General features: G+C 70.4%; 15 protein-coding genes. 7 read left to right on the top strand and 8 right to left on the bottom strand.

Going from position 1 to position 18,925, the window contains the following annotated elements; translation table 11 throughout:
- The first annotated feature begins 34 nt into the window (after positions 1-34).
- The gene (locus OG349_RS26880) at positions 35-205 is read left to right on the top strand and encodes a hypothetical protein (RefSeq protein ID WP_167033741.1); all 171 of its coding nucleotides are present in this window, start codon (positions 35-37) and stop codon (positions 203-205) included.
- A gap of 70 nt (positions 206-275) precedes the next feature.
- Here the strand turns inward: OG349_RS26880 and dnaE are convergent, their stop codons facing one another.
- A complete protein-coding gene (dnaE, locus tag OG349_RS26875; protein ID WP_327237037.1) occupies positions 276-3,815 on the bottom strand; it encodes a DNA polymerase III subunit alpha in 3,540 nt (1,179 codons plus the stop codon).
- Between the two features lie 203 nt (positions 3,816-4,018).
- On the opposite strand from dnaE, the gene OG349_RS26870 reads away from it, so the two are divergent.
- From OG349_RS26870 to OG349_RS26860, 3 genes are all read left to right on the top strand, one after another.
- Positions 4,019-5,359, top strand: a complete 1,341-nt coding sequence (locus OG349_RS26870) for a DUF2252 domain-containing protein (RefSeq protein WP_327237036.1) — start codon at positions 4,019-4,021, stop codon at positions 5,357-5,359.
- 113 nt (positions 5,360-5,472) lie between these two features.
- Entirely contained in the window at positions 5,473-6,159 is a 687-nt protein-coding gene (locus tag OG349_RS26865) for a hypothetical protein (RefSeq protein ID WP_161312339.1), read from the top strand.
- 89 nt (positions 6,160-6,248) lie between these two features.
- Positions 6,249-7,067: a thioredoxin domain-containing protein gene (locus tag OG349_RS26860; protein ID WP_327237035.1), complete on the top strand. Its 819-nt coding sequence runs from the start codon at positions 6,249-6,251 to the stop codon at positions 7,065-7,067.
- Positions 7,068-7,139: 72 nt separating this feature from the next.
- On the opposite strand, the gene OG349_RS26855 is transcribed toward OG349_RS26860, so the two are convergent.
- A complete protein-coding gene (locus OG349_RS26855; protein ID WP_327237034.1) occupies positions 7,140-7,709 on the bottom strand; it encodes a dienelactone hydrolase family protein in 570 nt (189 codons plus the stop codon).
- Positions 7,710-7,814: 105 nt separating this feature from the next.
- Here OG349_RS26855 and OG349_RS26850 point away from each other — a divergent pair, with 105 nt between their 5' ends.
- The gene (locus OG349_RS26850) at positions 7,815-8,882 is read left to right on the top strand and encodes a mechanosensitive ion channel family protein (RefSeq protein WP_327237033.1); all 1,068 of its coding nucleotides are present in this window, start codon (positions 7,815-7,817) and stop codon (positions 8,880-8,882) included.
- Positions 8,883-8,930: 48 nt separating this feature from the next.
- On the opposite strand, the gene OG349_RS26845 is transcribed toward OG349_RS26850, so the two are convergent.
- From OG349_RS26845 to OG349_RS26825, 5 genes are all read right to left on the bottom strand, one after another.
- Complete coding sequence (locus OG349_RS26845) at positions 8,931-10,517, bottom strand: Na+/H+ antiporter (RefSeq protein ID WP_327237032.1); 1,587 nt, start codon at positions 10,515-10,517, stop codon at positions 8,931-8,933.
- 124 nt (positions 10,518-10,641) lie between these two features.
- On the bottom strand, positions 10,642-11,127 hold the full coding sequence (locus OG349_RS26840; protein WP_327237031.1) for a GNAT family N-acetyltransferase: 486 nt from the start codon (positions 11,125-11,127) through the stop codon (positions 10,642-10,644).
- Complete coding sequence (locus tag OG349_RS26835) at positions 11,124-12,065, bottom strand: RluA family pseudouridine synthase (RefSeq protein ID WP_327237030.1); 942 nt, start codon at positions 12,063-12,065, stop codon at positions 11,124-11,126. The genes OG349_RS26840 and OG349_RS26835 overlap by 4 nt, the downstream gene beginning before the upstream one ends.
- A 17-nt stretch (positions 12,066-12,082) precedes the next feature.
- Positions 12,083-12,643, bottom strand: a complete 561-nt coding sequence (lspA, locus tag OG349_RS26830; protein WP_327237029.1) for a signal peptidase II — start codon at positions 12,641-12,643, stop codon at positions 12,083-12,085.
- 59 nt (positions 12,644-12,702) lie between these two features.
- The gene (locus tag OG349_RS26825; RefSeq protein WP_327237028.1) at positions 12,703-13,188 is read right to left on the bottom strand and encodes a TraR/DksA family transcriptional regulator; all 486 of its coding nucleotides are present in this window, start codon (positions 13,186-13,188) and stop codon (positions 12,703-12,705) included.
- Here OG349_RS26825 and OG349_RS26820 point away from each other — a divergent pair.
- Positions 13,169-13,672 carry a hypothetical protein gene (locus tag OG349_RS26820; protein WP_327237027.1) on the top strand — a complete coding sequence of 168 codons (504 nt, stop codon included), beginning with the start codon at positions 13,169-13,171 and terminating at the stop codon, positions 13,670-13,672. The genes OG349_RS26825 and OG349_RS26820 overlap by 20 nt on opposite strands.
- Before the next feature lie 549 nt (positions 13,673-14,221).
- Positions 14,222-17,377 (top strand): isoleucine--tRNA ligase, encoded by a 3,156-nt coding sequence (gene ileS, locus OG349_RS26815; protein ID WP_327237026.1) that lies wholly within the window; start codon positions 14,222-14,224, stop codon positions 17,375-17,377.
- A 226-nt stretch (positions 17,378-17,603) separates the two neighbouring features.
- Here the strand turns inward: ileS and OG349_RS26810 are convergent, their stop codons facing one another.
- Positions 17,604-18,878 (bottom strand): DivIVA domain-containing protein, encoded by a 1,275-nt coding sequence (locus tag OG349_RS26810; protein ID WP_327237025.1) that lies wholly within the window; start codon positions 18,876-18,878, stop codon positions 17,604-17,606.
- Positions 18,879-18,925: the final 47 nt, after the last annotated feature.

Raw genomic sequence — 18,925 nt, 5'->3', positions numbered from 1 at the left:
TCCCGGTCCCGGGACCGTCTCAGGAGGCACCTTCATGGCGAAGAACAAGAACCGTGACCGCAACAAGCAGCAGGCCCCGTCGACGGAGGCACGCGGCTCCGAGGAGTCGCGGTCGTCCGAGGACCGCTCGGAGCAGGTGCAGTCCCGGATAACCCCGTCGGACATGCCGCACAAGGGCAAGCAGAAGCGCTTCGGCCACAACTGACGCCGCCCATGCGTGAGGGGCACGCCCGATGATCCGGGCGTGCCCCTCAGCCGTGGAAGTCAGTGGTACGTCAGCCCGCCAGGCACGCCGGGCCCAGCAGCACCTTCAGGTCCCCGAACAGCGCCGCGTCCGGCTGCACCCGGTGCCGGTCCAGCCGGAGCACCGTCGTCTTCCTGGCGCCCTGGAGCTTGATCCGCACCTCGGAGTTGCCCCGGTGGTGGCCGAGGATCTCGCCGAGGCGGCTGATCATCGGCGGGGTGACCTTCACCGTCGGGATCGTGATGACCACCGGCGCGTCCGTCCCGGCGGACGACACGTCGGGCACCTGGAGTTCCATGGCGACCAGCCGGGGGATGTCCTCCCGCTTGTCGAGGCGGCCCTTGACGAAGACGACGGTGTCCTCCACGAGTTGGGTGGAGACCAGCTGGTAGGTCGCGGGGAAGAACATGCACTCGATGGAGCCGGCGAGGTCCTCGACGGTGGCGATGGCCCAGGCGTTGCCCTGCTTGGTCATCTTGCGCTGGAGGCCGGAGATGATGCCGCCGATGGTGACGACCGCGCCGTCCGCGTGCTCGCCGCCGGTGAGCTGGGAGATCGCCGCGTCGGACTTGTCGGACAGCACGTGCTCCAGACCGAAGAGCGGGTGGTCGGAGACGTACAGGCCGAGCATCTCCCGCTCCTGCGCGAGGAGGTACGACTTGTCCCACTCGATGTCGGAGAACTCGACGTCGAGACCGAAGCCGGGCTCGTCGTTCTGCTCCTCGCCCATCCCGCCGAAGAGGTCGAACTGCCCCTCGGCCTCCTTGCGCTTCACCGCGACCACGTTGTCGATCATCGGCTCGTGGTGGGCGACGAGCCCCTTGCGGGTGTGGCCCATCTCGTCGAAGGCGCCGGCCTTGATCAGCGACTCGACGGTCCGCTTGTTGCAGACGACCGCCTCGACCTTGTCCAGGAAGTCGGGGAAGGAGCTGTACTTCCCCTTGGCCTTGCGGCACCGGATGATCGAGTCGACGACGTTCTGCCCGACGTTCCTGATCGCGGTGAGGCCGAAGAGGATCACGTCGTCGCCCTGCGCGGCGAAGTTCGACTGGGACTCGTTGACGTTCGGCGGGAGCACCTTGATGCCCATGCGCCGGCACTCGTTGAGGTAGACGGCCGACTTGTCCTTGTCGTCCTTGACGGAGGTCAGCAGCGCCGCCATGTACTCGGCGGGGTGGTTCGCCTTGAGGTACGCGGTCCAGTAGGTGACCAGGCCGTACGCGGAGGAGTGGGCCTTGTTGAAGGCGTATCCGGCGAACGGCACCAGGACGTCCCAGAGCGCCTGGATCGCCTCGTCCGAGTAGCCGTTCTTCTTGGCGCCCGCCTGGAAGAGGACGAAGTTCTTCGCCAGCTCGTCGGCCTTCTTCTTGCCCATCACGCGGCGCAGGATGTCGGCCTCGCCGAGTGAGTACCCGGCGATGATCTGGGCGGCCTTCTGCACCTGCTCCTGGTACACGATCAGGCCGTGGGTGAGGCCGAGGATCTCCTTGAGGGGCTCCTCCAGCTCCGGGTGGATCGGGGTGATCTCCTGCTGGCCGTTCTTGCGCAGCGCGTAGTTCGTGTGCGAGTTCATGCCCATCGGGCCCGGCCGGTAGAGGGCCGAGACGGCGGAAATGTCCTCGAAGTTGTCGGGCTTCATCAGGCGCAGCAGGGAGCGCATGGGCCCGCCGTCGAACTGGAAGACGCCGAGTGTGTCACCGCGGCAGAGCAGTTCGTACGTCGTCGGGTCGGTGAGCGGCAGCGCCAGCAGGTCCAGGTCGATGCCCTTGTTGACCTTCACCATCTTGACGGCGTCGTCCATGATCGTGAGGTTGCGCAGCCCCAGGAAGTCCATCTTGAGCAGGCCGAGCGACTCGCACTGGGGGTAGTCCCACTGCGTGATGGTCACCCCGTCGGTGTGCCGTACCCAGATCGGGGCGTGGTCGACGATCGGCTCGCTGGACATGATCACGCCGGCCGCGTGCACACCCATCTGCCGGACGAGGCCCTCCACACCCTTCGCGGTGTCGATGACCTTCTTCACGTCCGGTTCGTTCTCGTACATCGCCCGGATCTCGCCCGCCTCGCTGTAGCGCGGGTGCTTGGGGTCCGTGATGCCGTTGAGGTCGATGCCCTTGCCGAGGACGTCGGCGGGCATGGCCTTGGTGAGGCGGTCGCCCATCGCGTACGGGTAGCCGAGGACACGCGCGGAGTCCTTGATCGCGTTCTTGGCCTTGATCTTCCCGTACGTACCGATCATGGCGACCTTGTCGGCGCCGTACTTCTCCGTCACGTACCGGATGACCTCGCCGCGCCGGCGCTCGTCGAAGTCGATGTCGACGTCGGGCATCGAGATGCGCTCGGGGTTGAGGAACCGCTCGAAGATCAGCCCGTGCTCGATCGGGTCAAGGTCGGTGATGCCCATCGCGTACGAGACGATCGAGCCGGCCGCCGAGCCGCGGCCCGGGCCCACCGCGATGCCGTTGTTCTTGGCCCACATGATGAAGTCGGCGACCACCAGGAAGTACCCGGGGAAGCCCATCTCGATGATGATCCCCATCTCGTACTCGACCTGCTTGAGCCGGTCGTCAGGGATGCCGCCCGGGTAGCGGCGGGCCATGCCGCGCATGGTCTCCTCGCGGAACCAGGTGACCTCGGTGAAGCCGTCCGGGATGTCGAACCTGGGCATCAGGTTCCGCTCCTGGAACATGCCGTCGGTGTCGATCTGCTGCGCCACCAGCAGGGTGTTGGCGCAGCCCTCCTGCCAGGCGTCGGAGGAGTCCACCGCGTACATCTCGTCCGTGGACTTGAGGTAGTAGCCGGTGCCGTCGAAGCGGAAGCGGTCCGGGTCGGACAGGTTCTTGCCGGTCTGGATGCAGAGCAGCGCGTCGTGGGCCGTGGCCTCGTTCGCGTACGTGTAGTGCGAGTCGTTGGTGACCAGCGGGGGGATGCCCAGCTTCTGGCCGATCTCCAGCAGGCCGTCCCTGACCCGGCGTTCGATCTCAATGCCGTGGTCCATCAGCTCCAGGAAGTACCGCTCCTTGCCGAAGATGTCCTGGTACTCGGAGGCCGCCTTGAGCGCGTCGTCGAACTGGCCGAGGCGCAGCCGGGTCTGGACCTCGCCGGACGGGCAGCCGGTGGAGGCGATCAGGCCCTCGGACCACTGGGCGATGGTCTCCTTGTCCATCCGCGGCCACTTGGTCAGCCACCCCTCGGCGTACGCGTCGGAGGAGAGGCGGAAGAGGTTGTGCAGCCCCTTCGCATTCGCCGCCCAGATCGTCTTGTGGGTGTAACCGCCGGAACCGGACACGTCGTCCCGCTTCTGGTGCGGCTGGCCCCACTGGATCTTCCGCTTGTTGCGCCGCGACTCGGGGGCGACGTACGCCTCGATGCCGATGATGGGGGTGACGCCGGCCTTCTTCGCCTGGTGGAAGAAGTCGTAGGCCCCGTGCAGGTTCCCGTGGTCCGTCATGGCGATGTGGGACATGCCCATCTCACCGCAGGCCTTGAACATGTCCCCCAGCCGCGCGGCACCGTCCAGCAGTGAGTACTGGGTGTGGACATGCAGGTGCGTGAAAGGCGGCTTGGTCACGACGGGGGCCTCCGGCGAACGGCGATCGACAGGCTGCGGAACAGTCTGGGGGGACAGCGTGGAAGTCTACGACTCGGGACCGACAAACGAGGGCCGGACGGGCCCACCGGCGGGCACTCGCGAGTACCGTCGTGCGTTGCCACTTCTGACGGCGCCGAGGCGCCGTCGACACCCTTAGCCCTTGCACCAGGAGGCACCCCGCGATGTCGGTCCCGCGTCCCGCAGAATCAGCTGACGAGGAGCGCGGCGAGGAGATCCTCGCCGTGTTCGGCACCGCTTTCGGCCGGCTGCTGGCGGCCGACCCGGCCGCCTTCAAGGTGAAGTTCCGGAAGATGGCGGCGTCCGCGTTCGCGTTCTACCGGGGCACCGCGGCCCTCTTCTACCACGACCTGGAGCAGCAGCGGGCGGGGAGCAGGGCGAGCGGCCCGTTCTTGGACGAGCGGACCGGCCGGGTGTGGATCCACGGCGATCTGCACGCGGAGAACTTCGGCACGTACATGGACGCCAACGGCCGGCTGATCTTCAACGTCAACGACTTCGACGAGGCGTACATCGGCCCCTTCACCTGGGACCTCAAGCGCTTCGCCGCCTCCCTCGCGCTCATCGGGTACACGAAGGCGCTGAGCGACGAGCAGATCACCGAGCTGGTGGAGATCTACGCGGGCGCGTACCGCGAGCGGATCCACGCGCTGGCGACGGGCGCCAAGAACGACGAGGTGCCGCCCTTCACGCTGGACACCGCCGAGGGGCCGCTGCTCGGGGCGCTGCGCGCGGCCCGTTCGCTGACCCGTTTCGCGCTGCTCGACTCGATGACGGAGATCCGGGAGTACGAGCGGCGCTTCGCGTCCGGCGGCGGCGCGGTCGAGCTGGACGCGGCGACGCGGTACAAGATCCTCGCGGCCTTCGACGGCTATCTGGAGACCCTCCCGGAGTCGAGCCTGACCCGCCCGGACTCGTACCGCGTGAAGGACGTCGTGGGGCGGCGCGGGGTCGGCATCGGGTCGGCCGGGCTGCCCTCGTACAACATCCTGCTGGAGGGCAACAGCGACGCCCTGGAGAACGACGTCGTGATCTACATGAAGCAGGCGCAGGTGCCCGCGGTGTCCCGGCACATCACGGACGCGGCCGTCCGGGAGTACTTCCAGCACGAGGGCCACCGCACGGTGATCTCGCAGCGGGCGCTCCAGGCGCACGCGGACCCGTGGCTGGGCTGGACGGAGCTGGACGGGGCGGGCCAGCTGGTCGCGGAGGTGTCGCCGTACGCGGTGGACCTGGACTGGTCGGACCTGGACGACCCGGAGGAGATCGCGGCGGTGGTCGCGGACCTCGGCAGGGCCACGGCGACGATGCACTCGGCGGCGGACGACGAGAGCGGCCACTCGCTGGTGCCGTTCTCCACCGAGCGGGCCATCGACGCGGCGATCGCGGCCGACGAGGACGGCTTCGCGGCGCTGCTGGTGGACTTCGCGCACGCGTACGGGGCGCGGGCGCGGGCCGACCACCAGATCTTCGTGGACCTGTTCCGCAACGGACGGCTGGCGTAGGGCGCACACCCCCTGGGACACCGCCGGGCGGGCCCCGCGGGCCCGCCCGGCGACGGGTGCCCGACCGGTCCTTTAAGGGGTGTTTACAGGAGGGCATGGCACACTCGGCGACAATGGACATATCCGGGACGCAGCTCCGAGCGCTGCGGGCAGCACTGTTCACGGCACTCGTCGTGACGCTGTCCGTGGGCTCCCACGTGCTGCTCTCCCGGGTCCCCGTGCCGCTGCCCGTCGTAGCCGGGCTCAGCGCCGTGGTGTTCCTCCTGGCGTACGCGACAGCGGGCCGCGAGCGCGGCTTCTGGCCGATCGCGGCGCTGCTCGTCCCGCTGGAACTGGCGGCGGACACCGTCTTCACCAGCGGCCAGCAGGTCTGTTACGGCCCGGCCGGCGGTCCCGTCGCGGGCTCGCTGCGCTCGGTCGGCCTCGACGTCCTGTGCGGCGGCGGCCTCGGGAACCCGCTCCCCGGAGTGGTCTCCCCCGAGCGCGGCGCCGCCGCGCTGCTGAACTCCCCCGACCCGGCCCTGCCCTGGCTGCTGCTCGCCGTGCACGTGTCGATCGGGCTGCTCGCCACGGTCTGGCTGCGGCACGGCGAGGCCGCGCTGGCCGGTCTGGTACGGACCGCCGCCACCTCCGCGTTCCGGCCGCTGCTCGTCGCCTTCTCCTCCGTCGCGGGGACCGTGCGCCGGGCGGTACGGCGCGGAGCACGGCCCACGGGCCGCCCGCGCCTGTCCCGCACCCATCTGCTCGTGCACTCCGTCGGACGGCGGGGACCGCCGCTTCCCGCGCTCAGCGCCGCCTGAGCCGACCCGGCCCCTCCCCACCCCGTCCGTACCCCCACCAGCGCCGGCCCTCAGTGGCGTGGGCGCGTCCTCACACGGAGTCATCGATCATGAGTACACGCAACAACCAGGCCAACAAGGCGGCCGCCCGCGAACGACTGCGCCAGGAGCGCGAGCGCCAGGCCAAGAAGGACCGCTTCCGCCGCCAGGGGATCGTCGCCGGTTCCGCCGTCGTCCTCCTCGCGATAGCCGGCGGCGTCGGGTACGCCGTCGTCCAGGGCAACAAGCCCTCCCACTGGGAGGCCGCGAAGAACGAGACGAGCGTCACCGCCCCGAAGAACACCACGGGCACGAACGGCACGACCGTCGTCATCGGCAAGGCGTCCGCCCCGAAGACCCTCGAAGTGTTCGAGGACTCCCGCTGCCCGATCTGCGCCCAGTTCGAGCAGACGGTCGGCACGACGGTCCAGAACGACATCGACGCGGGCAAGTTCAAGATCCAGTATGTCGGCGCGACGTTCATCGACAACTCCGACAACGGCACGGGCTCGAAGAACGCCCTGTCCGCGCTGGGCGCCGCGCTCAACGTGAGCCCCGACGCGTTCCTCCAGTACAAGACCGCGCTCTACTCCACAAACTTCCACCCGGAGGAGAGCAACGACAAGTTCGCCAAGGACAGCTACCTGCTCCAGGTCGCCGACTCGGTGAGCGCCCTCAAGAACAACGCGGCGTTCCAGAAGGACGTCAAGGAGGGCACGTTCGACGCCTGGGCGATGAAGATGTCCGCGACCTTCGACAAGAGCGGCGTGCAGGGCACCCCGACGTTCAAGATGGACGGCAAGACGCTCACCGCGGACGACGGCAGCCAGAACCCGCCCATGACGGTGGCGCAGTTCAACACGGCGATCGACAAGGCACTCAAGGCCTGAGCCGACGGGACCGGGGTGACGGCGGGGTGGGGCGGAAGCAGCTTCCCGCCCCACCCCTGTCCCCGCGAGCCCCTAGAGCGAGTCGATGAAGCCGAGCGCGGTCCGCCAGGTCCGCTCCGCGGCGGCCTCGTCGTAGTCCGGCAGTTCAGGGTCGGTGTAGAGGTGCCCCGCGCCCTGGTACGGGTAGATCTCGACGTCCGCGCCGATCTGCCGCATCCGCAGATACCAGCTGTTCAGCCAGTCGTGCGACTCGAACGGGTCGGGGTCCGCGACATGCAGCTGTACGGGCAGCTCGTCCACGGCCGCGTTCTCCGCGATGTCGGACGTGCCGTGCAACAGCAGCAGCCCCCGCGCCTTCTCGTCCCCCAGCGCCAGGGTCTGCGCGATCGAACCGCCGAGCGAGAAACCGGCGTACAGCAGACCGCGCTCCGAGTACGGCGCGGCGGCCAGGATCGCGCGCCGCAGCAGCTCCTCCTTGCCGATCTTGTCCTTCAGCGCGATGCCCTCTTCCACCGTCGCGGCGGTTTGTCCCTCGTAGAGGTCGGGCACGCGCACGTAATGCCCGGCCGCGCGCAGCCGGTCCGCACCCGCGTGCACGGCCGGGCGCAGGCCGTACATCGAGTGGAAAAGCATGATGTCCATCCCGACATCCTGCCAGCCCGCCCGGAACGACCAAGCACCCAAGCCACCCAAGCCACCCGGGACAGGAACGGCCGGGGAGCCGGACGAGCCGAGAGTCGAGGAGACATGGAGAACGTACTGCGACCGCTGATCGTGGTCGGTGGCTCGATCGCACTGACCCTGCTGCTCGGCTGGGCGGTCGACGTCCTGCTGCGCCGGGCGGACGAGCGCCACCACGAGACGCCCCTGTGGGGGCTGCTGCGCCGCTGCCGGCTCCCCCTCCAGGTGGTCCTGCTGGCCGCCACCCTGCGCGCCACGTTCCGGGAGACCCGGTGGCCCTCCGTCGACAGCCACCAGGACCGGATCGGGCAGGCGCTGACGCTGGTGATCATCGGCGCCGGGGCCTGGCTGGTGATCCGGGCGGTGTCCGTCGCGGTCCAGTCGGCGTACGCGCGCTACGCGACGGTGACCCGGGACCCGGCACGGGTGCGCCGGGTCCGTACCCAGGTCACGCTGATCATGCGGATCGTGACCGCCGTGGTCATCGTGGTCGCGGTGGCGGCGATCCTGCTGACCTTCCCCGGCCTGCGCACGATCGGCACGTCGATGCTGGCCTCGGCGGGCATCATCGGCATCGTGGCCGGTGTCGCCGCCCAGTCGACGCTCGGCAACCTCTTCGCGGGCTTCCAGATCGCGTTCGGCGACATGGTGCGCATCGGGGACACCGTGGTGGTCGACGGCGAATGGGGCGTGGTGGAGGAGGTCACGCTGACCTTCCTGGCGGTACGGACCTGGGACGAGCGGCGCATCACCATGCCGGTGTCGTACTTCACCAGCCGCCCCTTCGAGAACTGGTCGCGCGGCGGGGTCCAGATGACCGGCACGGTCTTCTTGCAGCTGGACCACACGGCCCCGGTGGACCTGATGCGCGAGAAGCTGCACGAGATCCTGCTGGAGTGCCCGTCCTGGGACGGCCGCGACTGGAGCCTGGCCGTCACGGACACCACCCCGAGCACGATGGAGGTACGCGCGGTGGTCACCGCGAAGGACGCGGACGACATCTGGACCACCCGCTGCGCGGTGAGGGAACAACTCCTGGCCTGGCTGGCGGCCGAACACCCCCAGGCCCTCCCGAGGATCACCATGTCCCCGGCACGCTCCGCCCCGGCCAAATCAAGCCCGTCCGGCGCTTGAGGACACACTACGGCCGAAGGCCGGGCACCCGGGCCCCGCGCGGCGGCGCTACCGCATGCTGTGCACATCCAGGTGCCGGAGCACCCGGTCCACCAACTCCGGATCCGCCCCCGGCTCACTGCGCGCCGCCAGAATCTCGTGCCGCGCCGCCGACATCATCTCGCGCTGGATCCGCTGCACGGTCTTGATCCGGTCCACCCGCCGCCGGAACCCCTCGCGCCGCTCGTCGTCCACGATGTCCGGGCTGATCCGCACCCCCAGGTCGAACGCCGCCCGCAGCAGCCGCTCGCTCAGCTCCTCCGGCAGGTCCTCGACGCTCTCGATCTCCCTGAGCCGGTGGCGCGCGGCCTTCGCGGCGCGCCCCGCGAGGATGTTCAGCAGGTCACGCTCGGCGTCCGTGTCCGCCCGCACCCCGAGGCGCCGTACCAGCCACGGCAGGGTCAGTCCCTGGAAGACGAGGGTGGTCATGATGACCGCGAACGCGATGAAGATGATCTCGTCGCGGCCCGGGAACGGCTCCCCGCTGTCCGTCTTGAGCGGGATCGCCAGCGCCAGCGCGACCGAGGCCACCCCCCGCATCCCCGCCCACCACATGACCACGGTCTCGCGCCAGCTGACCGGGATCTCCTCGTCGTAGTCGCGGAGTTTGTGCAGGCGCTTCGCCAGCCAGGTCGCCGGCATCAGGTAGAGCAGCCGGACCCCGACGACCACCCCGACCACGGCGGCGCTCCAGCCCAGCAGGGCGCCTCCCCGGCCGTCGCCGGTGCCGAAGGCCTGGTGGAGTTCCAGCCCGATCAGGCCGAAGGCGATGCCGGTCACCAGGGTGTCGACGATCTGCCAGAAGGCGTTCCCGGCCAGCCGCCCCATGACGTCGTCGGCGTCCGCGGAGTGCTCGGCCAGGTAGAGGGCGACGGTGAGGACGGCGAGGACGCCCGAGCCGTGCAACTCCTCGGCCAGGACGTACGCGGCGAACGGCACCAGGAGCGTCAGCCCGATCTGGAGGGTCGCGTCGTCGAGCAGGGACATCAGTTTGTTGGTGACCCAGCCGAGCGCGAGTCCCATCGCGACGGCCACCACCGCGGACAGCGCGAACTGGCCGACGGCCACCGGCCAGGAGAACGTGCCGCTGACGGCCGCCGAGATCGCCACGTGGTAGAGCACGATCGCCGTGACGTCGTTGAACAGGCCCTCCCCCTCCAGGATCGACACCAGCCGCCGGGGCAGTCCGAGGGAGCCGGCGACGGCGGTCGCGGCCACCGGGTCGGGCGGGGCGACGAGCGCCCCGAGCACGAGCGCGGCGGCGATCGGCAGCCCGGGGACGACGGCGTTGGCCACCGCGGCGACCGCGGCCGTCGTCACGAACACCAGCGCGACGGCGAGCAGGAAGATGGGCCGTTTGTTGGCCGTGAACTGCCGCCAGGACGTGCGCTGGACGGCGGCGTAGAGGATCGGGGGCAGCAGCAGCGGAAGGATGAGGTCCGGCGGGACGTCGACGTTCGGCACGAACGGCAGCAGCGCCAGGACGATCCCGATGATCGTCATCAGCACCGGCGACGGCAGGCCGAGCCGCTCCCCGAGCGGTACGGTGACCACCGCTCCCAGCAGGAGCACGAGCAGCAGGGCCAGCTGGTCCACGGTGCGCCCTCCGGCGGCTCGGCAGCCCGGTCAGGCTGGATCAGGCGGCCAAGCCTGCCATGCTCCCGGCGGGATTCCGGCGAGCCCGGCCTGGCCTACAGGACCGGCCGGGCCCGGCCTACGGCTACAGCGCGCGCCGCATCGAGCGGTGCGGGATGCCCGCGTCCAGGAACTCCGGTCCGTACGCCTCGTACCCCAAGCGTTCGTAAAAACCCAGCGCATGGGTCTGCGCGTGCAGATCCACCGCCGTGAGGCCGCGCTCGCGCGCCGCGTCCTCGATGGCGCGGACCAGGGCCGCGCCCAGTCCCCGGCCGCGCGCGGCCCGGTTCACGGCCAGCCGGCCCAGGGCGCCGACGCTCAGGTCCCCGCCGGTCCTGTCCGCCGCGCCCGGCCCGTACAGGAGCCGTCCGGTGCCCAGCGGCAGGCCGTCGTCCCTGAGGGCCAGCACCTGGATCGCGTCGTCGTCCCGGCCGTCGTACTCAAGGTCCTCGGGCACGCCCTGCTCGACGACGAAGACCTCTTTGCGGACGGCGAAGCACGCCTCCCGGTCCTCAGGTCCCGTGGCCTCCCGTACGACGTGTCCCAGCAGGCCGCCGTCGATCGTGGTCATACGTTGCTCTCCGCCCTCACCTGGTCCAGCGCGCCCTGGAGATCGGCGGGGTACGTGCTCGCGTACTCCACCCACCGGCCGTCCGACGGGTGCTCGAAGCCGAGGCGCACCGCGTGCAGCCACTGCCGGGTGAGTCCCAGCCGCTTGGCCAGCGTGGGGTCCGCGCCGTACGTCAGGTCGCCGACGCACGGGTGGCGGTGGGCGGCCATGTGCACCCGGATCTGGTGGGTGCGGCCCGTCTCCAGCTTGATGTCCAGCAGCGACGCCGACCGGAACGCCTCGATCAGGTCGTAGTGCGTGACCGACGGCTTGCCCTCGGCGGTGACCGCGAACTTGTAGTCGTGGTTCGGGTGCCTGCCGATCGGGGCGTCGATCGTCCCGCTCATCGGGTCGGGGTGGCCCTGCACCAGCGCGTGGTAGCGCTTGTCGACGACGCGCTCCTTGAACTGCGCCTTGAGCAGGGTGTACGCCCGCTCCGACTTGGCGACGACCATCAGCCCCGAGGTGCCGACGTCCAGCCGGTGCACCACACCCTGGCGCTCGGCCGCGCCGGAGGTGGAGATGCGGTAGCCGGCCGCGGCGAGACCGCCGATGACGGTGGTGCCGGTCCAGCCGGGGCTGGGGTGGGCGGCCACGCCGACGGGCTTGACGATCACCACGATGTCGTCGTCGTCGTGGATGATCTCCATGCCCTCGACGGCCTCGGCGACGACGCGTATGGGCTGGGCGGGCTCGGGGAGCTCGACCTCCAGCCAGGCCCCGCCGCTGACCCGGTCGGACTTCCCGACCGCGGCGCCGTCGACCTGGACCTTCCCGGAGGCGGCCAGCTCGGCCGCCTTCGTACGGGAGAACCCGAACATACGGGCGAGGGCGGCGTCGACACGCTCGCCCTCCAGGCCATCGGGCACGGGCAGCGTTCTGATCTCGGGAAGACTCACCCGTCGAGTATGCCTTGTCAGTCCTTGTGGACCGTGCCGTCGGGGTCCAGGCCCCGGAAGGACAGCAGCACGATGAGGATGCCGCCGCAGACGATCGCGGAGTCGGCGAGGTTGAAGACCGCGAAGTGCGCGGGGGCGATGAAGTCGACCACGGCGCCCTGGAAGGGGCTCGGGGAGCGGAAGATCCGGTCGGTGAGGTTGCCGAGCGCGCCACCGAGCAGCAGTCCGAGGGCGATCGCCCAGGGGAGGCTGTAGAGCTTGCGGGCCAGCCGCGCGATGACCACGATCACGGTCGCCGCGATCACCGTGAAGATCACCGTGAAGGCCTCGCCCATGCCGAACGCGGCGCCCGGGTTCCGTACCGCCTCGAACCGCAGCAGATCGCCGATGACGTCGATCGGCTCGTGGTGCTCCAGCCTGGCCACCACGAGCATCTTGCTGCCGAGGTCGAGCAGGTACGCCACGACGGCGACGGCGAAGAGGGCGGCGATCCTGCGCCGCCCCTTCGGCCGCTCGGCGGGAGCCGCAGCCTCGTCGTCAACATCCGGCGTACCGATGATGCGCTCCGCCTCTGCCACGTGAGTCCCTCAACCTAGATGTCTTATAGAGGACGAGGGTACGACACACGCGTGCGAGTTCAGCCTCGACGTTCCTGCTTCTGCTTGTCCTCCACGCACAGGGTGGCCCGCGGAAACGCCTGCATCCTGGCCTTGCCGATGGGCTTGCCGCAGACCTCGCAGAGCCCGTACGTGCCCGCGTCGAGGCGCAGGAGCGCCCGCTCGGTCTGCTCCAGCATCTCGCGCGCGTTGGCCGCCAGGGACATCTCGTGCTCGCGGGTGATGTTCTTCGTACCGGTGTCGGCGTCGTCGTCACCGGCGCCCGCCCCGGAGTCCCGCATGAGCCCGACGAGCGACGCCTCGGACGAGGCGAGCTCGGCCTGGAGCCGGGTGACCTCGCTCTCCATCAGCGCGCGGGCCTCCGCGACCTCCTCCGGGGTCCAGGGGTCCTCGCCGGGACGTACCGCCAGTTCGCCCGGCGGTGCGGCCGTGGCGGCGGCCGGTGCCGTGACCGGGGCCTTGCCCGCGGCCGGTGTCCTGTCCCCCGTGGTCTTCTTCGCTGCCACCGTCTTGGCTCCCGTCTGTCGCGCGGCCTCGGCCGCCCCCTCGGCCGCGGACGCGGCCTGTTTTGAAGCGCTGCCGGCCGCCTTGGCGGGCGCCGCTTTCCCGGCCGCCGGCTTCCCGCCCGCTGACTTCCCGCCCGCTGACTTCTTCGTCACCGGCTTCCTGGCCGGCGACTTCTTCGTCGCCGGCTTTCTGGTCCGGGCCTTCTTCGTCGCCGGCTTTCTGGTCCGGGCCTTCTTCGCGGACTCCTGGGGCGGTGCGCCCCCGGCCGGTGTGTCCTCGGTCGGTGCCCGGTCGGCCGCCGCGGTGTTCACCGTGGTCCCGGCGGCCTTCTTCGCCGCGGCCTTCGGCGCGGTCGTCTTCTTCGCGGCGCTCTTCTTCGCCACCATGGCCGCGGCCCCTTCACACTGGGTGATCTTGCTCGCGAATCGTGCTGGGACGATAAATCGACCCCGGCCCGGCGGCAACGGGGCACGCCGCCGCTGACGTCCTGTCCGGCGACAGGACCCCGGCCCCGCCCGTGCCGCGACAAGAGGAGCCTCCCACCGTTGTGCCCACCTCGCCGCCCGGTAATCCGCCACGCGAGCGGCTCCGGAGCCCGGATGCGCCCGTTCGCCCGTTCGAGCCGGACGCTCGGCCGTACGGCTCCCCGGGGGCGGCGGCAACCGCGGCGGCAACCTACGCCGCCGCGTGCAGGGGCGGCGTAAAACCCGTCGGCCGGGCCCCGCCCCGCCCCGTACACTGGACGGAGCGAGAGGCGTGGATGGGGACGAGTACCCCCGTGAGCGGCCATGAGCGACCCGGGGACGGTGAGAGCCCGGGGGCGAGCGCGAGGCGAAGCATCACCCCGGAGCCGCCGGAAGAAAGTCCGGGGACGTACCACCAGGTAGGTCCCGGGCGAGTAGACCCGGCAGCGCGACCCCAATGAGGGGGCCACGGGCGGCACGCCCGGGGCCAAGGAGGGTGGTACCGCGGGAGCCCAGCTCTCGTCCCTCCGACGGAGACGACGCAGTTCCGCCGGAGGAAGACCACCAGATGACATCGACGCCCGCGACCCCCCGGTACCGCCAGGTGCCCGCCCAGGTCGACCTGCCCGCGCTGGAGCACGCCGTGCTCGACTTCTGGCGCGACGGCAAGATCTTCGACAAGACCCTCGCCCACTCCGAGGGCCGCCCCGAGTGGGTCTTCTACGAGGGCCCGCCCACCGCCAACGGCATGCCGGGCGCGCACCACATCGAGGCCCGCGTCTTCAAGGACGTCTTCCCGCGCTTCCGTACGATGCGCGGCTACCACGTCGCGCGCAAGGCCGGCTGGGACTGCCACGGCCTGCCGGTCGAGCTGGCCGTCGAGAAGGAGCTGGGCTTCACCGGCAAGAAGGACATCGAGGCGTACGGCATCGCCGAGTTCAACGCCAGGTGCCGGGAGTCCGTGACCCGCCACACCGACGCCTTCACCGAGCTGACGACCCGCATGGGCTACTGGGTCGACCTCGATGACGCGTACCGCACGATGGACCCGCAGTACGTCGACTCGGTGTGGTGGTCCCTCAAGGAGATCTTCGACAAGGGCCTGCTGGTCCAGGACCATCGCGTGGCGCCCTGGTGCCCCCGCGACGAGACGGGCCTGTCCGACCACGAGCTGGCGCAGGGCTACGAGACGATCATCGACCCCTCGGTCTTCGTCCGCTTCCCGCTGACCTCGGGCCCGCTCGCGGGCGAGGCCGCCCTGCTGGTCTGGACGACCACTCCGTGGACGCTGGTGTCGAACACCGCCGTCGCCGCCCACCCCGACGTGCGCTACGTGGTCGCGACGGACGGCCGGGAGAAGCTGGTCGTCGCCGAGCCGCTGCTGGCGAAGGCGCTCGGCGAGGGCTGGGAAGTCACCGGCGAGTCCTTCACCGGCCGTGAGATGGAGTACTGGACGTACGACCGGCCCTTCCGGCTGATCGACTTCCCCGAGGGCACGACGGCCCACTACGTGGTCAACGCGGAGTACGTCACCACGGAGGACGGCACCGGCCTGGTCCACCAGTCCCCCGCCTTCGGCGAGGAGGACCTCAAGGTCTGCCGCGCGTACGGCCTGCCGGTCGTCAACCCGGTCCGCCCGAACGGCACCTTCGAGGAGAGCGTCCCGCTGGTCGGCGGCGTCTTCTTCAAGAAGGCGGACGAAGCCCTCACGGAGGACCTGCGCGAGCGCGGGGTGCTCTTCCGCCATGTGCCGTACGAGCACAGCTATCCGCACTGCTGGCGCTGCCACACCGCGCTCCTCTACTACGCGCAGCCCTCGTGGTACATCCGTACGACGGCGGTCAAGGACCGGCTGCTGGAGGAGAACGAGAAGACCAACTGGTTCCCGGACTCCGTCAAGCACGGCCGGTACGGCGACTGGCTGAACAACAACGTGGACTGGGCACTGTCCCGCAACCGCTACTGGGGCACCCCGCTGCCGATCTGGCGCTGCGAGGACAACCACCTCACCTGCGTGGGCTCCCGCGCCGAGCTGACCGAGCTGACCGGCACCGACCAGTCCGGGCTCGACCCGCACCGCCCGTACATCGACGAGGTGACCTTCGCCTGCCCCGACTGCGGGCAGACGTCGACGCGCGTGCCCGAGGTCATCGACGCCTGGTACGACTCCGGTTCGATGCCGTTCGCGCAGTGGGGCTACCCGTACCAGAACAAGGATCTCTTCGAGAAGCGCTACCCGGCGCAGTTCATCTCCGAGGCGATCGACCAGACCCGCGGCTGGTTCTACACGCTGATGGCCGTCGGCACGCTCGTCTTCGACAAGTCGAGTTACGAGAACGTGGTCTGCCTCGGGCACATCCTCGCCGAGGACGGCAGGAAGATGTCCAAGCACCTGGGCAACATCCTCCAGCCGATCCCGCTGATGGACCAGCACGGCGCGGACGCCGTGCGGTGGTTCATGGCGGCCGGCGGCTCCCCGTGGGCGGCGCGCCGGGTCGGCAACGGCACCATCCAGGAGGTCGTCCGCAAGACCCTCCTCACCTACTGGAACACGGTCGCCTTCCAGGCCCTGTACGCGCGTACGTCGAACTGGGCGCCGAGCGCGGCCGACCCGGCCCCGGCCGACCGCCCGCTGCTGGACCGCTGGCTGCTCAGCGAGTTGCACGCGCTGGTCGACCAGGCGACGGAGGCGATGGAGGCGTACGACACCCAGCGCACCGGCAAGCTGCTGTCGGCGTTCGTGGACGATCTCTCCAACTGGTACGTACGGCGCTCCCGGCGCCGCTTCTGGCAGGGCGACAAGGCGGCGCTGCGCACACTGCACGAGGTGGTCGAGACGGTCACGCGCCTGATGGCCCCGCTGACGCCGTTCATCACCGAGCGGGTCTGGCAGGACATGATCGTGCCGGTCACGCCCGACGCGCCGGAGTCGGTGCACCTGGCGGACTGGCCGGCGGCGGACCTGGCGGCGATCGACCCCACCCTCTCCCAGCAGATGCTGCTGGTACGGCGCCTGGTGGAGCTGGGCAGGGCAACGCGGGCGGAGTCGGGCGTCAAGACCCGCCAGCCCCTGTCGCGCGCCCTGATCGCGGCGACGGGCTTCGAGGCGCTGTCGGACGAACTGCGCGCGCAGATCACGGAGGAGCTGAACGTCTCGTCCCTCGCGACGCTCGCCGAGGTCGGCGGCTCGCTGGTCGACACGACGGCGAAGGCGAACTTCCGCGCGCTGGGCAAGCGTTTCGGCAAGGGTGTCCAGGCGGTCGCGAAGGCGGTCGCCGAGGCGGACGCGGCGGCGCTGTCCGCGGCGCTGCGCGAGGGCACGGCGTCGGTCACGGTGGACGGCGAGACGATCACCCTCGCCCCCGACGAGGTGATCATCACAGAAACCCCGCGGGAGGGCTGGTCGGTGGCCTCCGACTCGGGCGCGACGGTCGCGCTGGACCTGGAGATCACCCCCGAACTGCGCCTGGCGGGCCTGGCCCGTGACGCGATCCGGCTGATCCAGGAGGCCCGCAAGAACAGCGGCCTGGACGTGGCGGACCGCATCGCGCTGCGCTGGCGGACGACGGACGAGGCGGTCCGTACGGCCCTGACGGACCACGCGGCCCTGATCGCGGACGAGGTCCTGTCGACGGACTACGCGCAGGACGCCCCGGACGACACGTACGGCGCCCCGTTCACGGACGAGGGCCTGTCCCTGACGTTCCACCTGCGCAAGGCGTAAGCCGGTTGTCCTCAATCGCCGGACGGGCCGAAAAATCAGCCCGTCCGGCGATTGAGGGCACAGGGGGTCTGGGGGCTTGCCCCCAGTTTCGGGAGGCGGGTAGGGGAGAGCCCCGCGCAGCGGCACCACACACACGAACAGGGCCGGGCCCGGGGTAAAAACCCCGGGCCCGGCCCTGTTGGCGTCAGCCTGCCGACGGCTACGCGCTACGCACCGCGCAGCCCCGTCAGTTGTCGTCCTCGTCGATCAGAAAGCCCCGCATCGGCGACGGCGCCTGCTGCATCGGCTGCGGCGCCTGCGGCCGCACCGGCGCCATCGGCTGCGTCATCGCGGGCGACATCTGCTGCTGCCCGCCGTACGACGGACCCGCGGCCGGACCGCCGTGGCCCATCGAGCCCCCCATGGACCCGTTGCCCATGGAGCCGTTGCCCATCGACCCGTTGCCCATGGAGTGCCCCATCGCACCCGCGCCGGCCGGAGCCATCGAGGGCGACGGCGGCAGCGAGGGCGCCGTCGGCGTACGCGGCGGTGCGAGCGAGTCGTCCGCCTGGGTCTCCAGCTGGCGCAGCTGGCTCTCCAGGTAGGACTTCAGCCGCGTGCGGTACTCCCGCTCGAAGCCCCTGAGGTCCTCGACCTTGCGCTCCAGCGTGGCGCGCGCGGACTCCAGGGAGCCCATCGCCACGCGGTGCTTCTCCTGGGCGTCCCGCTCCAGCGCGTCCGCCTTGGCACGGGCGTCCCGCTCCAGACCCTCGGCGCGGCTGCGTGCCTCACCGACGATCTTGTTGGCCTCGGAACGTGCCTCGGCGATCGCCTGGTCGGCGGTCTGCTGCGCCAGCGAGAGCACACGGGCCGCGCTGTCGCCGCCGGGACCCTGACCGAGCTGTTGCTGCTGCGGGTGACCGCCCATGGGGCCGCCCATCGGTCCGCCCATGGGACCGCCCTGCATCTGGCCCTGCATGGGTCCGCCCTGCATCTGACCCTGCATCGGGCCACCCTGCATCTGGCCCTGCATGGGACCGCCCTGCATCGGGCCGCCCTGCATCTGACCCTGCATGGGGCCCTGCATCTGGCCCATGGGGCCGCCCTGCATGGGACCGGGGCCGTGCTGGCCCTGCTGGGGGCCGTGACCCTGGGGACCACCGTGGCCGGGGTGCGCGCTCGGACCCGCGGGAAGCTGCGGAGCACCACCGGGCAGCTGGGGCGGGCCCATCTGCGGGGGCTGCTGCTGCTGCGGCGGTCCGGATATGGCGGCGGGCACCGGGGCGCCGGGCCGATCCTGCTGTTCGGGAGGCTTGCGCATCCCTTGCTGCTGCTGGTTCTGCGCGGCGGCCCGCGTGGCGGCGGCCAGCTTGGCGCGCAGATCCTCGTTCTCACGAAGGAGGCGCGTCAGTTCGGCCTCGACCTCGTCGAGAAAGGCATCGACCTCGTCCTCGTCATAGCCTTCTCGGAGGCGGACGGTCGTGAACTGCTTGTTCCGCACGTCCTCGGGGGTCAACGGCATCTCTTCTTCACCTCTACGTAGTCGTCGGCAGTCGGCAAGACCGTATC

It is taken from the genome of Streptomyces sp. NBC_01317, assembly GCF_035961655.1.
Taxonomy (GTDB): domain Bacteria; phylum Actinomycetota; class Actinomycetes; order Streptomycetales; family Streptomycetaceae; genus Streptomyces.
This window is presented reverse-complemented; position numbering and strand designations above follow the sequence as displayed.

Bases quoted from the DNA above. Each gene is read 5' to 3' on its own strand.
- OG349_RS26880 (WP_167033741.1), top strand. From the start codon at position 35: ATGGCGAAGAACAAGAACCGTGACCGCAACAAGCAGCAGGCCCCGTCG.
- OG349_RS26870 (WP_327237036.1), top strand. From the start codon at position 4,019: ATGTCGGTCCCGCGTCCCGCAGAATCAGCTGACGAGGAGCGCGGCGAG.
- OG349_RS26865 (WP_161312339.1), top strand. From the start codon at position 5,473: ATGGACATATCCGGGACGCAGCTCCGAGCGCTGCGGGCAGCACTGTTC.
- OG349_RS26860 (WP_327237035.1), top strand. From the start codon at position 6,249: ATGAGTACACGCAACAACCAGGCCAACAAGGCGGCCGCCCGCGAACGA.
- OG349_RS26855 (WP_327237034.1), bottom strand. From the start codon at position 7,709: ATGGACATCATGCTTTTCCACTCGATGTACGGCCTGCGCCCGGCCGTG.
- OG349_RS26850 (WP_327237033.1), top strand. From the start codon at position 7,815: ATGGAGAACGTACTGCGACCGCTGATCGTGGTCGGTGGCTCGATCGCA.
- OG349_RS26840 (WP_327237031.1), bottom strand. From the start codon at position 11,127: ATGACCACGATCGACGGCGGCCTGCTGGGACACGTCGTACGGGAGGCC.
- ileS (WP_327237026.1), top strand. From the start codon at position 14,222: ATGACATCGACGCCCGCGACCCCCCGGTACCGCCAGGTGCCCGCCCAG.
- OG349_RS26810 (WP_327237025.1), bottom strand. From the start codon at position 18,878: ATGCCGTTGACCCCCGAGGACGTGCGGAACAAGCAGTTCACGACCGTC.